Annotated in this window: 17 protein-coding genes; 10 read left to right on the top strand and 7 right to left on the bottom strand. The window is 30.2% G+C overall.

Annotated elements, in window-relative coordinates; genetic code table 11:
• Nucleotides 1-8: 8 nt before the first annotated feature.
• Genes LNAT_RS04580 through LNAT_RS04595 form a run of 4 tightly spaced genes read right to left on the bottom strand, consistent with a single transcriptional unit; the run spans nucleotide 9 to nucleotide 4,697 of the window.
• Complete coding sequence (locus LNAT_RS04580) at nucleotides 9-1,004, bottom strand: TDP-N-acetylfucosamine:lipid II N-acetylfucosaminyltransferase family protein (RefSeq protein ID WP_096258829.1); 996 nt, start codon at nucleotides 1,002-1,004, stop codon at nucleotides 9-11.
• On the bottom strand, nucleotides 1,001-2,053 hold the full coding sequence (gene rfbB, locus LNAT_RS04585) for a dTDP-glucose 4,6-dehydratase (RefSeq protein WP_096258831.1): 1,053 nt from the start codon (nucleotides 2,051-2,053) through the stop codon (nucleotides 1,001-1,003). The genes LNAT_RS04580 and rfbB overlap by 4 nt, the downstream gene beginning before the upstream one ends.
• Nucleotides 2,053-2,925 (bottom strand): glucose-1-phosphate thymidylyltransferase RfbA, encoded by an 873-nt coding sequence (rfbA, locus tag LNAT_RS04590; RefSeq protein WP_096258833.1) that lies wholly within the window; start codon nucleotides 2,923-2,925, stop codon nucleotides 2,053-2,055. The genes rfbB and rfbA overlap by 1 nt, the downstream gene beginning before the upstream one ends.
• Complete coding sequence (locus LNAT_RS04595; RefSeq protein WP_096258835.1) at nucleotides 2,922-4,697, bottom strand: hypothetical protein; 1,776 nt, start codon at nucleotides 4,695-4,697, stop codon at nucleotides 2,922-2,924. The genes rfbA and LNAT_RS04595 overlap by 4 nt, the downstream gene beginning before the upstream one ends.
• Before the next feature lie 101 nt (nucleotides 4,698-4,798).
• On the opposite strand from LNAT_RS04595, the gene LNAT_RS04600 reads away from it, so the two are divergent.
• Nucleotides 4,799-6,310 (top strand): flagellin A, encoded by a 1,512-nt coding sequence (locus tag LNAT_RS04600; protein ID WP_096258837.1) that lies wholly within the window; start codon nucleotides 4,799-4,801, stop codon nucleotides 6,308-6,310.
• 123 nt (nucleotides 6,311-6,433) lie between these two features.
• Nucleotides 6,434-7,948, top strand: a complete 1,515-nt coding sequence (locus tag LNAT_RS04605; RefSeq protein WP_096258839.1) for a flagellin A — start codon at nucleotides 6,434-6,436, stop codon at nucleotides 7,946-7,948.
• A 70-nt stretch (nucleotides 7,949-8,018) separates the two neighbouring features.
• On the opposite strand, the gene LNAT_RS04610 is transcribed toward LNAT_RS04605, so the two are convergent.
• Entirely contained in the window at nucleotides 8,019-9,926 is a 1,908-nt protein-coding gene (locus LNAT_RS04610) for a motility associated factor glycosyltransferase family protein (protein WP_096258841.1), read from the bottom strand.
• Between the two features lie 68 nt (nucleotides 9,927-9,994).
• On the opposite strand from LNAT_RS04610, the gene LNAT_RS04615 reads away from it, so the two are divergent.
• The 4 genes from LNAT_RS04615 to LNAT_RS04630 are packed head-to-tail and all read left to right on the top strand — an operon-like array spanning nucleotide 9,995 to nucleotide 11,801.
• Nucleotides 9,995-10,357, top strand: coding sequence for a rhodanese-like domain-containing protein (locus LNAT_RS04615; RefSeq protein WP_096258843.1), 363 nt, complete (start codon nucleotides 9,995-9,997; stop codon nucleotides 10,355-10,357).
• On the top strand, nucleotides 10,354-10,695 hold the full coding sequence (locus LNAT_RS04620; RefSeq protein WP_096258845.1) for an arsenate reductase family protein: 342 nt from the start codon (nucleotides 10,354-10,356) through the stop codon (nucleotides 10,693-10,695). Before LNAT_RS04615 ends, LNAT_RS04620 begins: the two co-directional genes overlap by 4 nt.
• Nucleotides 10,692-11,408: a DUF445 domain-containing protein gene (locus LNAT_RS04625; RefSeq protein WP_096258847.1), complete on the top strand. Its 717-nt coding sequence runs from the start codon at nucleotides 10,692-10,694 to the stop codon at nucleotides 11,406-11,408. Before LNAT_RS04620 ends, LNAT_RS04625 begins: the two co-directional genes overlap by 4 nt.
• 36 nt (nucleotides 11,409-11,444) lie before the next feature.
• Complete coding sequence (locus LNAT_RS04630; RefSeq protein ID WP_096258848.1) at nucleotides 11,445-11,801, top strand: phosphate-starvation-inducible PsiE family protein; 357 nt, start codon at nucleotides 11,445-11,447, stop codon at nucleotides 11,799-11,801.
• Here LNAT_RS04630 and LNAT_RS04635 read toward each other — a convergent pair.
• On the bottom strand, nucleotides 11,798-12,622 hold the full coding sequence (locus LNAT_RS04635) for a TIGR01777 family oxidoreductase (RefSeq protein ID WP_096258850.1): 825 nt from the start codon (nucleotides 12,620-12,622) through the stop codon (nucleotides 11,798-11,800). The two genes, LNAT_RS04630 and LNAT_RS04635, sit on opposite strands and share 4 nt — an antisense overlap.
• A gap of 15 nt (nucleotides 12,623-12,637) precedes the next feature.
• A complete protein-coding gene (gene acnB / locus LNAT_RS04640; protein ID WP_096258852.1) occupies nucleotides 12,638-15,235 on the bottom strand; it encodes a bifunctional aconitate hydratase 2/2-methylisocitrate dehydratase in 2,598 nt (865 codons plus the stop codon).
• 130 nt (nucleotides 15,236-15,365) lie between these two features.
• Between acnB and LNAT_RS04645 the strand changes: the two genes are divergently transcribed.
• From LNAT_RS04645 to LNAT_RS04660, 4 genes are read left to right on the top strand one after another with little or no spacing between them, the layout of a single operon-like run.
• A complete protein-coding gene (locus LNAT_RS04645) occupies nucleotides 15,366-16,310 on the top strand; it encodes a KpsF/GutQ family sugar-phosphate isomerase (RefSeq protein ID WP_096258854.1) in 945 nt (314 codons plus the stop codon).
• Between the two features lie 36 nt (nucleotides 16,311-16,346).
• On the top strand, nucleotides 16,347-17,108 hold the full coding sequence (locus LNAT_RS04650) for a pseudouridine synthase (protein ID WP_096258855.1): 762 nt from the start codon (nucleotides 16,347-16,349) through the stop codon (nucleotides 17,106-17,108).
• Nucleotides 17,095-17,481 (top strand): secondary thiamine-phosphate synthase enzyme YjbQ, encoded by a 387-nt coding sequence (locus LNAT_RS04655; RefSeq protein WP_096258857.1) that lies wholly within the window; start codon nucleotides 17,095-17,097, stop codon nucleotides 17,479-17,481. Before LNAT_RS04650 ends, LNAT_RS04655 begins: the two co-directional genes overlap by 14 nt.
• On the top strand, nucleotides 17,474-19,078 hold the full coding sequence (locus tag LNAT_RS04660; protein ID WP_096258858.1) for a cation:proton antiporter: 1,605 nt from the start codon (nucleotides 17,474-17,476) through the stop codon (nucleotides 19,076-19,078). The genes LNAT_RS04655 and LNAT_RS04660 overlap by 8 nt, the downstream gene beginning before the upstream one ends.
• The last annotated feature ends 17 nt before the right edge of the window (nucleotides 19,079-19,095 follow it).

Consider the following 19,095-nt stretch of genomic DNA (forward strand, 5'->3'; position numbering starts at 1 on the left):
GCCTTTTTTTAAATTATAAAAATATTTTCCCATTGCGCTTTTAAATTTTCAATGGAAAAATAAAATTTAATTATTTCTACATTTTTAGATAAATCTTTTTTTTCAAATAATGTATTTTCTAAATTATTGTAATCATACACAATTATCTCTTTTTCTTGAAAGTATTTCCATAAACTGTTATTAGGTTTTAAATAGATTTTTTTACCCATTCCTAATAAAGTAATAATATTGCCAAATGCTTGTTGCCTTTCATGAGCAAATATAGCTATATCAATGTTGCTTAAAAAGTTTAAATAATTTTTTAAAGGTATAATTTTTTTAATGGGTATAAATTTATTTTTCATAAGATTTTTACCGTATTTTATAATTTTTTCAGCATATATTGTATCTCCATAAGATAAAGGAGCATATACTCTAATATTTTTATTTTTATATTTATAAAGTTTATTTAATATATCTTTATGATTATTAGTAGGATCTGCAGAATTTCCAATTTGAATATTTATAATAGATTTTTTTTTTAATCTGGTATTTATTTCTTTGTAAATATTAGAAGGATAAGCAAAACAATTTATTCTTTTTCCTTTAATAGAATATTTATTAATTAAATATTTATAATCCCATTTGTTTTCTGTAACAAAAAATTTTATATGTTTAATGGTTTCTTTTTTTATTTCACTTTGCTTTTCAGGAAAATAAAAATCTCCTCCCCACATTACCCAATAAGTTTTTTCAAAAAATTTTTCATTATTTAAAAGTATTTCGCAAAGTTTATCATACCAAAGACCATGGAGTATAATTTGTTTTGCTTTTTTCATATTTTTAATAAAAAATTCTTCTTGTGTAAAAATATCTTTTGTAATTGCATTTTCAAATTTTGAAATATTTTTTTCAGCACTACAAAGAATAAAAAAATGCTCATTTTTATCAAAATGATTATTAACAAATTCGATAAAAGGATAATTTATATGTTTTGAACTATCAGCCATTATATGAAGTATCATTTATATTTTTCCAAATACCACCTAACAGTCTTAACAATACCACTTTCAAAATTTTCATCTGCTCTCCAGCCAAGTTCATTTTCTATTTTACTTGCATCTATTGCATATCTTCTATCATGTCCAGGTCTGTCAGATACAAAAGTTATAAGTTCCTTATAACTTTTTAGTTTTGAATGTTGAGTGTTAAGTTTTGAATTTTTTTTTATAGGATATAATTCATCTAATATCTCACATATTTTATTTGCTATATAAATATTAGTTCTCTCATTTCTTCCACCAATATTATATGTGTCTCCATTTTTACCTTTATGATAAGCTAAATCTATTCCTTTACAGTGATCTAACACATAAAGCCAATCTCTTATATTTTTACCATCTCCGTATATAGGTATAGGGTTGCCTTGCAGGGCATTTCTTATAATTGTAGGTATCAGTTTTTCATCATGTTGTTTTGGTCCATAATTGTTTGAACAATTTGTAATAATTGTATTCATTCCGTATGTGTGATGATAACTTCTGATAATCATATCAGAACTTGCTTTACTAGCACTGTATGGTGAATTTGGAGCATAAGGTGTTTTTTCAGTAAAGAGTATATTAGGATCTTCCGGCAAAGTTCCATATACTTCATCAGTGGAAATATGGTGAAACCTGCAATCTTCATATCCTTCTTTATATTTAAAAGGTCCATCCATCCAATATTTATAAGCCACATCTATTAATGTATAAGTACCATTTACATTTGTCTCTACAAAAACACCAGGATTTTTAATAGAATTATCTACATGAGATTCTGCCGCAAAATGAATTACACTTTTTATATCAAATTCATCAAAAATGAATTCTACTAATTCCCTGTTGCAAATATCACCTTTTATAAATTTATATCTTGGATTATTTTTCACTTCTTTTAAATTTTCTAAATTTCCCGCATATGTTAGTTTATCTAAATTGATTATTTTATATTCAGGATATTTTTCCAAAAAATACGGAATAAAATTGCTTCCTATAAACCCAGCCCCACCTGTTATAAGAATGTTTTTCAACATTAATCTCCTGCGATTTCCATTAAATATTTTCCATATTCAGTTTTTTCAAATTTTTTAGCTAATTTTTGAAGTTGATTTCTATCTATCCATTTATTATTGTAAGCAATTTCTTCTATACAAGCAACTTTTAAACCTGTTCTTTTTTCAATGGTTCTTATAAAATTAGATGCATCAAGTAAACTGTCATGTGTTCCTGTATCAAACCATGCATATCCTCTGCCCAGAAGTTCTACTTTTAATCTGTTTTCTTTTAAATACATTTCATTTATTGAAGTAATTTCTAATTCACCTCTGGCACTTGGTTTGACATTGTAAGCTTTTTTAATAACATCATTTGGATAAAAATAAAGCCCTACTACCGCATAATTACTTTTTGGATTTTTTGGCTTTTCTTCTATGCTTATTACTTTTCCGTTTTTATCAAATTCTACTATTCCATATTCCTGTGGGTTGTTTACATTGTATCCAAAAATTACTGAATTGTTTTTTTTAACATTTTTTTTTGCATTATTTAATAAATCTATTAAACCGTGACCGTAAATAATATTATCACCTAATACTAAACATACATTTTTATTTTCTATAAATTGCTCACCTAAAATAAATGCTTCTGCTATACCTTTTGCTTCTTCCTGAACTGCATATTTAATTTTTAATCCCAATTGACTGCCATCTTTAAAGATTCTTTTGTAATTTTTTATATATTCATAATTTGAAATAATTAATATTTCTTTGATCTTACTTAACATTAATATGGAAAGTGGATAATATATCATTGGTTTATTATAAAGAGGAAGTAAATGTTTGGATATTCCTTTTGTTATAGGATATAGTCTTGTTCCTTTTCCTCCAGCTAGAATTATCCCTTTCATTTGTTAATAATTTTTAAAAAAATATTTTTTTTATTTTCATACCATTGTTTATATTCTAAATTTCCTATTTCCTCTCTTTTTTTGGCATTTTTAATTAAAGCGGTAACCATTTCTATATATTCTTTATCGTCATTTGCTATAAAAACTTTATTTTTTTTATTACTTTTTATTTTTCTTTTTATATGAAAAATCACGGGTCGTTTTTTTGCAATAAATTCATCTTTACTTTTTCCTTGACCCAGTGGAAAACTGTCAGGCCAAATATCAATTACCCAACCATATACATGAGGATTTACCATACCGTTGAAAATAAATCTTTTTTTATCAATATTATATTTTTTCAATTTTTCTTTTATGCTGTTTTCATTTCCGTGTCCACACGCTAGATAAATTGTATTTGGATTTTGTTTCATAATTTCAGCAATTAATTTAATATATTCGTTACTGTCTATTTTTACAAATCTTCCAATAGTTCCAAGTATGACAGTATCTTTTCCAAATTTTTTCAACAGTTTTTCTTTAATTTTTTTTGCTTCAATTTGATTCTGTTGTGATCCTATTAAAAATTCTTCATCTATCTGAATATCAAAAATTTTCCAATCATAATTTTTACATTCTTGGGGGAAATGACTAATTCTTAAATCTATATTTTCAATTTCACTTGTGCAATTTCCGTGAGACCAAAATATTTGTTTAGGGGCTGTTCGTGTAGAAAATAAAAAATTGGGAATTGCATATCCGAAAAAAGATATTAATATATCAATTTTATCTTTTAAAATCTGTTCTCTTAAATCAAGGGCTTTTTCTAAATGATTATAAAAATAACCGTCTTGATAAAATTTATATTGAGGGGTATAAACAGTAATTCCTAATTTTTTTAATTCTTCAATCCATAATTTATCATCTGGTTGTTTTTCAACATAATTCATTGAATAAACAAAAATTTCATAATTTTCTCTAAATTCATTATTTTTCATTAAAGTTTTCCATAATGAATATTCAACTATTAAAGGAGAAGTAGTTACTAATCTATCGATTAAAAAAGCAATTCTTTTTTTGTTGTTATTGTAATTATATGGTTTTGGTAATTTATGTTCTGATCCCCAGTTTTTAAAATATTGACTAAGAGGTTTTTCAATCATTTCATTAAATTTTTCCCATTCTTTTATAGTTTGGGATGAATTTCCATAAAAATGATAAATATAAAATTCAATATACATTATATCTTCAATATAATTCTGTTTCATTGCAAAATCTAATAATTTTTTAAAAATAGGAAGCTGTTCCAGCCAAAAAAGTTTTACAAAGATATTTGGATTGTGCCAAATATATAATATGTTTATAAAAACGCTTCTTCTTCTGTTGGCTTCTAAAGAAAAAAAATATTGAGGTTCGAGTATTTCTTTTAAAACTTCGATTAATAAATCCGGAGATAAGGCGGAAGGACTGTTTTTAAAAAAATCCAACGCATAATATATATCTTTTGTATTTAGTTTTTTATGATTAAAAAGCAGCGTTCTAAATAAAAAATCTTTTAGAGCATCTTTTTTCGAATTAAATATTTCTAAAATGAAAATTACATTGTTTATAATTGCCTTTTCTTCTTCTGTTGCATCATTGTAATAATTTTTAAGAGCGTTAATATTTTTTTGTAAAAAAGAATCTTTTTGAAATTTAATATTTCTTACTTTATCAAAATAATTTATATAATCATATGATGGAATGTCACCTTTTTTTAATATATTTATTATGTTTTCCCTAATTTTTACCATTTCTTACTTTTTTTTAAAAATTATATCAAAAAAATTTTTTTAATGTCGATATACCTTTAAGATGGCAAGGAAGCCATCAGAAAATTTAAAAGGAGTTAAAAATGGGATTTAGAATTAGGACAAATGTAGCTGCATTAAATGCTCATGCTTCAGTAATGGTTACAAATAGAAATTTAAACAATTCATTAGAAAAATTAAGTACAGGTTTAAGAATCAATAAAGCAGCGGATGATGCTTCAGGACTTCAAATTGCAGATGCTTTAAGAGACCAGGCAGACAGTTTGGGCCAGGCAATCAGAAATGCAAACGATGCTATCGGAGTTATGCAAATTGCGGATAAAGCAATGGATGAACAGGTTAAAATACTTAATACAATTAAAGTAAAGGCTACTCAGGCTGCACAGGACGGACAGACAACAGATACAAGAAAAGCGCTTCAAGAAGATATAGTAAGACTTATGGAAGAGCTTGACAATATTGCTCAAACAACATCATATAACGGTAAAAAATTACTTAGCGGTAGTTTTACAAATCAAAAATTCCAAATAGGCGCATATTCTAATGAGACTATTACAGCAAGTATCGGTGCTACTTCTTCAGATAAAATAGGAAATACAAGATTTGAAACAACAGCAAATTTAAAAGTTTCAACAACTGATGCATTAACAACAGTTGATTTAAAATTTACAAAAGTAGACGGAAAAAAAGATGTTCAATTAGAAGAAGTTGTAATATCAACAAGTGCGGGAACAGGATTAGGAGTATTAGCAGAAGTTATAAACAAAAACTCTGATTTAACAGGGGTTAGGGCTTCATGGCAGGTACAAGGTACGGCATCAAAAGCTGTGCAATCAGGGACAATTCACGGATTAAAAATCAATGGAGTGGAAATAGGGGATTTAACAGTACAACACGCAGACAGAGACGGTACATTAGTAGCGGCGATAAATGCAGTAAAAGACCAAACAGGTGTGGAAGCATTTATAGATGAGGAAGGAAAATTAAATTTAAGAAGTTTGGATGGAAGGGCTATTCAAGTATCAACAAGTTCAGCTTCAACAGTGCTTGGAGGAGGAAACTTTACAAAGGCTTCAGGAACAGACACAATAGTAGGAAGATTGACATTTGTCAGACTTGATGCCAGAGATATAAAAATTTCCGGAACAAATGTAAGTAAAATCGGTGTAACAAGCAATATGGCTCAGGCTACTATCAATTTAAGATCAATTAAAGATTCATTTGGGGCAGATGAGGCAAGTGCGATTGGTGTGCATGCTAATTCAAATGTAGCACATTATACAGAAAGTGTTGGAGCAGGTGTTACAACCCTAAAAGGCGCAATGGCTGTTATGGATATTGCTGATAGTGCTATGAAATTACTTGATAAAATCAGAGCTGACATTGGTTCAGTACAGAATCAATTAGTAAGTACAATAAACAACATTTCAGTAACACAGGTAAATGTAAAAGCGGCTGAAAGTCAAATCAGAGATGTGGATTTTGCAGCTGAAACAGCTAATTTCCAAAAATGGAATCTATTAGCACAATCAGGTAGTTATGCTTTATCTCAGGCTAATACTGTTCAACAAAATGTTATGAGATTACTTCAATAATAAAAGGCTTTTTGCCTTTTTCTTCTTTTTTAATTTATTACCTTCAAATTTATGTTATTCGTTTTTTTTATTGTTTTGGAACACCTTTTGCTTCTCCTTTTTAAAATAATAAGGAGATAAACAATGGGGTTTAGGATAAATACTAATATAGCTGCCCTTACTGCACATACGGCAGCAGTTGCAAATAATAGGGAACTTAGCAGTTCATTAGAAAAATTAAGTACAGGTTTAAGAATCAATAAAGCAGCGGATGATGCTTCAGGACTTCAAATTGCAGATAGTTTAAGAGACCAGGCAGACAGTTTGGGCCAGGCAATCAGAAATGCAAACGATGCTATCGGTGTGTTTCAAATTGCGGATAAAGCAATGGATGAACAGGTTAAAATTCTTGATACGATTAAAGTAAAGGCTACTCAGGCTGCACAGGACGGACAGACAACAGATACAAGAAAAGCGCTTCAAGAAGATATAGTAAGACTTATGGAAGAGCTTGACAATATTGCTCAAACAACATCATATAACGGTAAAAAATTACTTAGCGGTAGTTTTACAAATCAAAAATTCCAAATAGGCGCATATTCTAATGAAACAGTACAAGCAAGTATCGGTGCTACTTCTTCAGATAAAATAGGAAATACAAGATTTGAAACAACAGCAAATTTAAAAGTTTCAACAACTGATGCATTAACAACAGTTGATTTAAAATTCAAATCAGTTGACGGAAAAAAAGATGTTCAATTAGAAGAAGTTGTAATATCAACAAGTGCGGGAACAGGATTAGGAGTATTAGCAGAAGTTATAAACAAAAACTCTGATTTAACAGGGGTTAGGGCTTCATGGCAGGTACAAGGTACGGCATCAAAAGCTGTGCAATCAGGGACAATTCACGGATTAAAAATCAATGGAGTGGAAATAGGGGATTTAACAGTACAACACGCAGACAGAGACGGTACATTAGTAGCGGCGATAAATGCAGTAAAAGACCAAACAGGTGTGGAAGCATTTATAGATGAGGAAGGAAAATTAAATTTAAGAAGTTTGGATGGAAGGGCTATTCAAGTATCAACAAGTTCAGCTTCAACAGTGCTTGGAGGAGGAAACTTTACAAAGGCTTCAGGAACAGACACAATAGTAGGAAGATTGACATTTGTCAGACTTGATGGAAGAGATATAAAAATTTCCGGAACAAATGCAAGTAAAATCGGTGTAACAAGCAATATGGCTCAGGCAAGTATTAATTTAAGAACAATTAAAGGGTCATTTAATGCAGATCAGGCGAGTGCAATCGGAGCAAATGCCAATACTATAATAGCAACAGAAAATAATAGTGGAATTGGAGCAGGTGTTACAACCATAAAAGGTGCAATGGCTGTTATGGATATTGCCCAAAGTGCTCAAAGACTACTTGATAAAATCAGAGCTGACATTGGTTCAGTACAGAATCAATTGGTAAGCACAATAAACAACATTTCAGTAACACAGGTAAATGTAAAAGCGGCTGAAAGTCAAATCAGAGATGTGGATTTTGCAGCTGAAACAGCTAATTTCCAAAAACATAATATTCTAGCACAATCAGGTAGTTATGCTTTATCTCAGGCTAATGCTATTCAACAAAACGTCCTAAAATTATTACAATAATTTAAAAACGTTTTTTAAATGATTTTTTTAGAAGCTGTTTTTGCAGCTTCTTTTTATAATAAAGAGGAAATTATTTTTGAGTTATTTGTAGTTCTTTTTCAATGAAAGGCAATGCTCTTTGAATTGTAATAATTTGTGCATTTATACTGCCTGCTAAATTAAATAACCATTCTTTGTGATTCATTATCCAGTCTATCAATTTTGCTTTTTTTTCAATATCTGTTTGAGAATTTTGAACTTGTATTTTAGCTAAATCTGTTTCTTTATTGACTAAGTATGAAATTATTGTTTCTCCATAGCACTGCATAAAAGTTTTTGATTCTATTTTTTCTTTAATTTTATCTATTTTTTTTGATAATCTTTTTAATTTATTAAAATCTATTTTTTCAAGTTGATTGTTTTTATTTAAATTTACTAATTCATCAAATGTTTCAGATACTTCAACAAAAACTTTTTCTGTTTCATTTTTTACTTTTTCTCCAATTTTTATCATTTTTAATATTTTTTTATAAGCTTTTTGTAAATTTTTAATATATCCATCTTTTCTTGGTTTTCTAAGTTTAATTTTAGTTTTTGGAGTTTTTGTTACATATTTATTAATAACTTCAATAAACGGCATTTCAATACTACCTTCAATTCTGGCACCACCTTCTGTGGCATTTATTGTTATTATACCTTCAAGAGATGTTTCATAAATATCTTTTTCAAAAAAATTTTTAAACATAAGCCAAGTTTGAGAAGTCCTTATAGTACCTTCTCCCCCATATTTTGTAACATATTCATCTGTTTCTTTAAATTTTATTTCTTTTTCTCCATATACATGTCCTTTAGCATGACTTGTACCATCTTCACTATATGCCAAATCTTGCCCAATTAATACTATTTTTTTAAATCCGAGTAAATATGCAAGTTCATAAGCCATATTTGCAGCACTCATTCCAATCCCGAGATAGCCATATTTTTTTAGACCGAAATATCTATTATATTGGAAACCTCTCATTGATAAAATTCTTGGTCCGTAAGAATTTTTCAATACTTCTTCATGTTGAAGCGAAGCATGTATAGTGATAAATTTTTCTTGGAATTTTTTAGAAGTTTTTTTAAAAAATTTTGCTGTATCTTTTACTCTTTCTAGACTTGTTACAAAATCAGGCACTATTTCCCATTTTTCAAGTATTGGCATTGAAGCGTCAACACTAATTATTGTTACATAATCTTGTATTTTTTTTAATAATGGTAATTGTTTAGTTAAAGATGGACCGGTAGAAACTATAATTGCTATATCAGAGTTTTTTTTGCCGATTATTGATTGAATTGGTGGATTTTTAAGCATTTCTGGAAAATTTCTAATAGAGTGTTCTATTCCTATTAAAGTATCAATTGTATCATTCCCAAAATTTATAATTGATTGTTTTATTGCTTGGGCAAAAATTCTATTAACATTTATTATTTCTTCAGAATATAGTTTTTCATAATATTTTGTATTTATTTGTAACTCATATGTTTTAACAAATAGCACTATATCAGAATTGGACATAATTTTTATAGCTTCAGGATAGTTAAATTGAGATAATTTATAAAGAATTAGTTTATTTTCTTCAATTTCCTTTGCAAAATCTATTAAGTTTAAAACAATAAATAAAATTTGAGTATCAGGTTCTATAACAATTATCTTTTTTCTTATTGGATTATTTAATAAAAGTTTTATTAAAATTCCATTTCCAATTCCAAAGAAAAATAAAACGGGATATCTTATATATTTTTTGTCAAATAATTTTTTTTGAGATTCTATTTCATCTAATGGTTTGGTCTCATAAAGAGGTAATTTTTTTTCTTTATCTATTAGATTTATATTGGCTGGGTCGTCGCCATGTTGGAAAATTTCGAATTTGGTATTACGCAAGCCAAAAAGTTCAGTGGCAAGATTTGGATTTTTATCAAATAAAGCTTTTATGTTTTTTTCAAAAATTGAAGACATTTTTCCCCTTTTGTGATATATTTAAGCGTATATCGGTATTTTTGATAAAATTATAACAAAGGAGCGAAATGTTTAATTTTTTAAAAAAAAACAAGCAGGTAAAAGTTGAATTAAAAAAAGACCCTTTTCCTGATTATAATGATGTAAAGACAAGAACAATTATAGATATAAGAGATCCTGAAGATGTGGAATTTTATGGAAAACTCCCAAATTCTGTAAATATTCCTTTCGATGAATATTTTGCAAGTAAACTATTAATGCTTGATAAAAGTAAAAAATATGCGATTATGGATGACAGAGGAATTTTGTCAAATTTAAATAAAGCTGTTGAGGTTGCCAAAAATTTAGGTCTCGATGTGGTGGGACTTAGAGGCGGATTTTTTTATATTACAGAAGTATTGAATGTTAAACCGATTAAGGAGAATGAATGAAAATATATGGAATTAAAACATGCGGAAGTGTGAAAAAAGCTCTTAAATTTTTTAATGACAGGAATATTAAATATGAATTTCATGATTTAAAAAAAGAACCGGTAGGATGTGAGAAAATAGAAAAGTGGCTTAAAAAGGTTGATATAAATACTCTTTTTAATAAAAGGGGTACAAAATACAGACAGTTGAAATTAAAAGAATATAATCTTAACGAAGAGGCAATGTTAGAATGGTTGTGTAAAGAGAATCTACTTATTAAAAGGCCTGTGATTGAACAAGACAGTGGTGATGTTATTGTCGGATTTGATGAAGAAAAATATAAGGAAATATTTGAATGAAACTTCAAATTTTAGCTGCTAGTGTCGGAATAGGGGCAATTATAGGATATGTAACTAATTATGTTGCAATAAAACTTCTTTTTAGGCCTTATAAATCTCTAAAATTAAAGAATGTCACTGTTTTCCCTCAGGGGGTAATTCCAAGGGAAAAAGCCACTCTTGCAAGGAAAGTGGGAGAAGTTGTAAAAAATTATATTTTAAGTGAAGAAGAGATTAAAAAAATTGTTACAAACGATGAAGTTAAAAAAGAAATTGATAAATTTTTAGATAAAGAAATAGAAAATTTTTTAGCCCAGGATATTACTGAACTTACTCCAAAAGAAATACTTGCCAAAAATCTTGCGGGATGGATTGATAATCTGATTAAAACAAAATTTCCTATGTTTGCTTCATTTATAGACACTGCTTCAATTGAGAGACTACTTAGCGAAATAAATTTGGGAATTACACTTAACAAATTTGTAAACAAAGATAAGATAAAAGAAAAACTGTTAAATGAAATTTATATTTTTTTGGAAAACGAGCTTCCTACAATTTTAGTTAAAGCCAATATTGAAAAGATTGTAGAAGATAAAATAAATTCGTTTGATGAAAAGCGTCTTGAAGATATGCTTTTTGTTTTAATGAAAAAACATTTTGGTTTTATCAATTTTGCAGGAGCGGTGCTTGGTGGAATTATAGGGTTTGTACAGTATTTTGTTATTCAAATGTAATTTTGTTTTAGCATAATTCCACAAAAAAGGGGAATTGTGCAACATGTTGAAATTATAATAGCTTCAATTCTTTTTTTATTTCTTTTAATTTTTCATTATGATTTTTATCATTTGGTAAGTTTGATTTTAGAATATATCGTAATTATAGAAGTGGTGCAGATGCTTTTTGTTTTTTTTAAAAGACAAAGGATTAAACTCAGATATATGATTGATGCGGCTATAATATTTTTTATAAGGGAAATTTTTATTTTGGTTACAAATCATAAAGATAAAAAAGAAATTTTTTTGTTTGTGGTTTTAATAGGAGTGTTTTTCTTGTTTAGATATTTGGCTATTAATATTACATATAAAACTGATAAAACACAAAAAAAAATTAAACTAATAAAAAATTAATTATTTTTGCAAAGTAAATGATTTAATGATTTTTTTATTGTAGGATATTTAAATTCAAATCCTTCTTTTAAAATCCTTTTTGGATAAATTTCTTTTGAAGAGGTTAAAACTTTTGCCCCTTCACTATATTTCAAATAAAGTAAAAATTCCGGGATTTTAAAAATAGCAGGTCGATTTAATGTTTTTGCTAGAGTTTTTGTAAATTCTGTGTTTGTAACGGAATAAGGAGCTGTTGCGTTAAAAATGCCTGTGAGATGATTTTTAATAATAAATTGATACATTCTGATTAAATCGTCAATATCAATCCACGACATTTTCATCTCTCCATTACCTATAATACCGCCAAAGCCAAATTTAAAAGGTAAAAGTATTTCTTTAAGTGCGCCCCCGTTTCCTAAAACGACTCCTAGCCTAAAAATGGCAGTCGGTTTATTTGATTTTAACGCTTCTTCTTCCCATTTTTTTGCCAAATTTCCAAGAAAATTATCTGCTAAATTTGTGCAACTCTCATCACAGGGAGTATTATCAGGATAAATTCCAATAGCCGAAGTTGAGATGAAATGCTTAATACTACTTTTATTTATTGCATTTACCAGCTTTTTTGTCGTTTGAATTCTACTTGAGACAAGTGTTTTTTTATAATTTTCATTCCATCTTTTTAAAATAGTGGCTCCAGCTAAATTAAAAACAACATCTACATTTTCCAGTTTTTTTAAAATATCTTTTTCTGAATCATTTCTATTAATTGTAATATAATTTGGAAATTTTTTAATTATATTTGAAGCTATAAATCCGTTCGCACCAGTTAGGGCTATTTTCATAAGGAAAGAAGAAGATTAAAGGATTGTAAGGTTTAGCATATGTTTAACTTCTTCTTCTGGCATTTTATGGAAGTATAGATAATTGTAAACTTTATCTTCTTTTCCGGCAAGTTTTCTTTCATAAATTTCTTTATATTCTTCCGGAGTTGGGATTCTGCCAAGCAGTGCAATTACAGCGGCAAGTTCTGCACTTCCGAGATAAACTTTAGCACCTTTACCCATTCTGTTGTCAAAGTTTCTTGTAGAAGTTGAGAATACATTTGCATAATCTCTTACTCTTGCCTGGTTACCCATACATAAACTACATCCAGGAATTTCTATTCTTGCACCTGCCTGACCGAATACGGCGTAATATCCTTCTTCTGTAAGTTTTTCTTTATCCATTTTGGTAGGAGGTGCAATCCAGAGTCTAACAGGTACCTGTCCTTCACCTCTAAGTATTTCTGCAGCCGCTCTGTAGTGACCTATATTTGTCATACAGCTTCCGATAAATACCTCATCGATTTTATGCGGTCTTTTTTCATCTGCCAATACTTCAGAAATTGTTGCCACATCATCAGGGTCATTTGGACATGCCACGATTGGCTCGGTGATTTCATTTAAGTCAATTTCAATTACAGCCGCATATTCGGCATTTTCATCACGTCTAAGAAGTTTAGGATTTTCAAGCCATTCTTTCATTTTGTCAATTCTTCTTTGAAGTGTTCTTTTATCTTCATATCCGGCTTCAATCATAGCTTCAAGCATTTTGATGTTTGATTTAAGATATTCTGCAACCTGCTCTTCGCTTACATCTACAGTACATGCCGCAGCACTTCTTTCAGCTGATGCGTCGGCAAGTTCAAATGCCTGTTCAATTGTTAGGTTTCTAATAATATCACCTTCAATTTCTAAAATTCTTCCGTTAAATACATTCTTTTTGTTTTTCTTCTCAACTGTAAGCAAGCCTTGTTTAATTGCAAAGTATGGAATTGCATTTACCAAGTCTCTTAAAGTAATTCCAGGTTGAAGCTCTCCTTTAAATCTAACAAGTACACTCTCAGGTACATTAAGCGGCATTGAACCTGTTACTGCTGCAAATGCAACGAGTCCGCTACCTGCAGGAAAACTTATACCCATTGGAAATCTTGTATGGCTATCCCCTCCGGTTCCAAGGGTATCCGGCAGTATCATTCTGTTTAGCCAGGAATGTATAACACCATCACCTGGTCTTAGAGCTACACCGCCTCTGCTTGTAATAAATGCCGGAAGTGTGTGGTGAAGTTCCACATCTGCAGGTTTTGGATAAGCCGCTGTATGACAGAAAGTTTGAAGTACTAAATCGGCATTAAATCCAAGGGCTGCAAGTTCTTTTATCTCATCTCTTGTCATTGCCCCTGTTGTATCCTGGCTACCTACAGTTGTGGCGGTAGGTTCTACATACATACCAGGTCTAACACCTTCCATTCCGCAGGCTTTTCCGATAATTTTTTGAGCAAGAGTATATCCTACTCCTTCTTTTCCTTCTGGCTGTTCCGGTCTTATGAAAATATCACTTTCCGGTTCCATTCCAAGAGATTCTCTTGCTTTTTTTGTAAGATTTTTACCGATAATTAACGGAACCCTACCACCTGCTCTTACTTCATCTGGAAGTGTGTTTGGTTTTAGTTTGAATTCGCTTACAACTTCTCCGTTTTTAAGAATTTTTCCTTCATATGGTCTGATTTCAATTTCATCACCTGTTTCAAGACTGCTGACATCTGCGCCTTCAATAGGCATTGCTCCGGAATCTTCAAGTGTGTTAAAGAAAATAGGAGCAATAACGCTTCCTATTACAATACCGCCCCTTCTTTTATTTGGAACATATGGAATATCCTCACCGATATGCCAGATAAGAGAGTTTGCGGCAGATTTTCTACTACTTCCAGTCCCCACTACATCACCAACAAATGCAACAGGCAACCCTTTTTGTTTAAGTTCGGCAATTTTATCAAGAGCATCCGGCATTTTGGCTTTTAGCATACTTGTAGCGTGAAGTGGAATATCGCTTCTTGTAAATGCTTCACTTGCAGGAGACAAATCGTCTGTATTTGTTTCACCCGGTACTTTAAATACCACTGCTTTGATTGATTCAGGTAATGGGTTTTTAGAAGTAAACCACTGGGCATTTGCCCAAGATTCAAGTACCTCTTTTGCGTATTTGTTTCCTGCTTTTGCAAGTTCTTCCACATCATGGAATGCATCATAAACCAATAAAATATTTTTAAGCTGATTTGCAGCTTCTTTGGCAATTTCTTCATCTTTATGAGAAAGGGCGTCAATTAAAGGTTTTACATTGTATCCTCCAAGCATTGTTCCTAAGATTTCAACCGCTCTTTTTGGAGAAATTGCAGGGCTTGATGCTTTTCCCTGAACAATATCGTTTAAAAATGCAGCTTTTACATAAGCGGCATCATCAACACCCGGATTTATATGGTTTAAGAATAGATCCATTAAATATTCTTCTTCAGGAATAGGTACCATTTTTAGCAGTTCTACCAGTTCGGCAGCTTGTTTTGCTGTTAATGGAAGCGGTGGAATACCAAGTTTTGCTCTTTCCTCAGTGTGTTTTTTATATTCTTCAATAAAGCTCATAACCATTCCTTTTTTATTGTAATTATATGCTTTTTTTACAAATTGTTACATTTTTATGCATAATAAAAAATATTAATGTGAAATATTGTAACAGATAATTTTTGATATAATTTTAATAAAAAGGAAATAAGTGGATTTTGAAAAAATTGCAAAAGAAGTTTTGCAGACAGAAGCAAATGAACTTTTAAATGCAGATGTAAGCGGAATAGAAAAAGCTGTTGAAATTGCCTTTAATACTAAAGGTAAAGTTATAGTTACCGGTGTGGGAAAATCAGGTCTTATTGGCGGAAAAATTGCAGCCACTCTTGCAAGTACTGGAACTCCGAGTTTTTTTATTCATCCAACAGAGGCTCTCCATGGCGACCTTGGAATGATAGGCAAAGACGACAGTGTAATTGCCATCAGTTATTCAGGTGAGAGTGAAGAGCTTATTAAAATTTTGCCCCATATAAAAAGATTTGAAGTACCTTTAATAGCAATGACGGGAGATAAAACTTCAACCTTAGCAAGATATGCGGATGTGGTTTTGAATATTCACGTAAATAAAGAAGCGTGTCCTCTTAATGTAGCGCCTACCTCTTCTACAACCCTTACACTTGCTATGGGGGATGCCCTGGCGGTTTGCCTTATGAAAAAAAGAAACTTCACAAAAGAGGATTTTGCTTCTTTTCATCCGGGAGGCTCTCTTGGAAAAAGGCTTTTTATAAAAGTTAAAGATTTGATGAAAAAAGATTTTCCTGTTGCTGATGAAAAAGAGAGTTTAAAAGAAGCCATTATTAAAATGACAGAAGGTAAACTTGGACATATTTTGTTTTTGAATAATAAAAAAGTCAAAGCGGTTTTAAGCGATGGTGATTTAAGACGTGCTATGATGAGTAATGATTTTGATTTGAATAAAAAAGCTATTGATTTTGCTACAAAAAATCCGAAAACCATAAGTGAAAATGTTCTGGCAAGTGATGCGCTTAAATTTATGGAGGATAATAAAATTCAGCTTTTACCTGTGGTAAATGATAATAATGAAGTTGTTGGGGTTATACATATTCATCAATTGGTGGAAGCTGGGATTAAATAATGGATAATGGAAAATGGATAATGTAAAAGGAATTAAATGAGATTAAATAAATTTATAAGCCATCATACGACTTATTCAAGAAGGGAAGCCGACAGGCTTATATTTGATGGCAGGGTTAAAGTAAATAAGCAGATTGTTACAAATCCGGCTTATGATGTAGAAGATGGTGACAGGGTTTTTGTAAATGGAAAGCCTGTTAAAAGAAGTACAAAATATACATGTATTGTATATAACAAGCCAAAAGGGGAGCTGGTTACAAAAAAAGACCCTCAGGGTAGAAAAACTATATATGATTCTCTTCCAAAAAGGTTTAAGCATTTTATTCCGGTTGGGAGGCTTGATTTTGCAACTGAGGGACTTTTGATTTTAACAGATTCGCCAAGAGTTGCAGAAGCACTTATGAAATCGGATCTGCCAAGAGTTTACAAGCTGAGAATCAAAGGCGATATAACAGAAGAGATGATAAAAGCTATGCAGGAAGGAGTTGAGGTCGGGATAGAAGGGGCGCATAAAAATACAGATTTTAAAAAAATTACACTAAAACCTTTTATAAGTGCCCAGATAATTAAAAACTCCCCTAAATTTTCAACTTTAAAGGTTGCCATAAGTGAGGGTAAAAACAGGGAATTAAGACGTTTTTTTGCCCATTTCGGAAGAGATGTAATGGATTTAAAAAGACTCTCTTACGGATGGGTGAGTCTTAACGCCCTGCCTGTTGGAAAAACCAGGTATTTTGATAAAAAAGAGTATAAAATTTTAAAAGAATTTTTAAAAAAGGAGAGAAATGATAACGCTTAGATTTGAAACTGACCATAAATCACAGATGATTGATATTACAAAAGAGATAAAAGAAGCCGTTATAAAAAGTGGTGTAAAAAATGGTATTGTTACAGTTTTTTGTCCTCATTCAACTGCAAATGTTGTTATCTTTGAAAAGAGCGACCCTAGTTTGAGAAGGGAACTTTTAGGAATGCTTAAAGATATTGTCCCGCATAAGGATTATAGTCATTCAAATGCAAGAGCTCATTTAAAAGCGGCTTTTTTTAGAACAAGTCTAACACTCATTATTGAAAATGCGGATATTGTTTTAGGTGAGTGGCAAAGTGTTTTTTTAGTTGAATTTGACGGTCCAAGAGAGAGAAAGGTGTATTTAAAGGTAATTGGTGATTAGTCCTATTTTAATAGTTATAGTATTACTTTTTATTGCACTTTTATTTAATATTCCTTTAGCTAAATTTAAAGTGCCTCCTATTATAGGATATATTTTCACCGGGATAATAATTACAAATTTATTTCATATAGATCACAAGACAATAGAATTAGTTGCAGAAATCGGTATTGTATTTTTAATGTTTTTAATAGGGCTTGAATTTTCTCCTGAAAAATTAAAAAGTATGAAAAAAGAGGTTTTTTTATACGGTTTTTTGGAAATGAGTTTAGTTGGAATATTTTTTGGAGTTTTTTTTTGGATTGTTTTAGATGTGGATTTAAGGGTTTCATTTATTTTAGGAAGTGCAATTGCACTTAGTTCTACGGCTATTATTTTAAAGCTTTTAAATGAATCCCATGAGATATCAAAGCCCTACGGTAAGTTGTCTCTTGGAATTTTACTTTTTCAGGATATTGCAGTTATTCCTATTTTAATTGCAATTTCGATTATAGTAAATAAAGACACACCGTTTTTACCCCTTGTACTTAAAACAGTTGAAGGTTTTATAGGTCTAGGACTTTTTATTTACATTTTCGGTAAGTATATTGCCCCTTTTATAATTACACAGGCTACCAAAACAAAATCTGATGAGATTTTTTTGGCAACTGTTTTACTTGTTGTTTTAACAGCGGCGGAAACAGCTCATTTTTTTGGTCTCAGTTATTCACTTGGTGCGTTTTTAGCGGGTATGATTTTAAGTGAAACGAAATACAAGTATCAAATTGAGGCTGATTTGGTGCCTTTTAGGGATTTACTACTCGGGATATTTTTTGTATCAGTCGGATTGATGGTTGATATTCATTTTGTTATTCACAATTTGTTCTCTATACTGTTAATAACCATTACGTTTATGTTATCAAAAGCTTTTTTAATTTATTTGATGTTATTTGTTTTTGTAAGGCATAAAAGGGTAGCAATAAAATCGGCTTTTATTCTCTCACAAATAGGTGAATTTGCATTTGTAATATTTGCTCTTTTAGGCAGGTACTTTTTAGTTGATGAAAGTTTGCTTCAGAAATTAATTGTTGCGACGGTTATTTCAATGATTTTAACGCCTTTTATTGTTAAATATATTTATAAAATTGCTGATTTGTTTGATAAAAATATTCAAGGTTTTGAAGAATACGAAATAAAATCAGCTGGTGCAAACGGCCATATAATTTTGATAGGTTACGATAAAATAGGTCAGAGAATCGCAAGAAAACTTAATAATCAGTTAATTCCGTATGTAGCGATTGATAAACAGATTGAGCTTGTAAAAGAAGGGTTGAAAAAAGGTGATAATGTAATTTTTGGAAATGCAGCTAATAAAAGGGTACTTGAGAGTTTAGATATTGAAAATGCCTGTGCCGTAATTATTACTACTCAAAACGAAGAACATACCCATATGATTGTGGAAAATATTTTAGATATCAATCCCAATTTAAATATCATTGTTTTAAGCGATGATGAAAATGAAGTAAATTATTATAAAGAAAAAAATATTTATGTAGTAGACAAAAGTAAGGAACTTGCGGAAAAACTTATAAGTTTAGCATTGAAATGTGAATTGAAATGACTTTTGGTATAATTTTG

The sequence above is a fragment of the Lebetimonas natsushimae genome (genome assembly GCF_002335445.1).
GTDB classification, from domain to species: Bacteria; Campylobacterota; Campylobacteria; order Campylobacterales; family Nautiliaceae; genus Lebetimonas; species Lebetimonas natsushimae.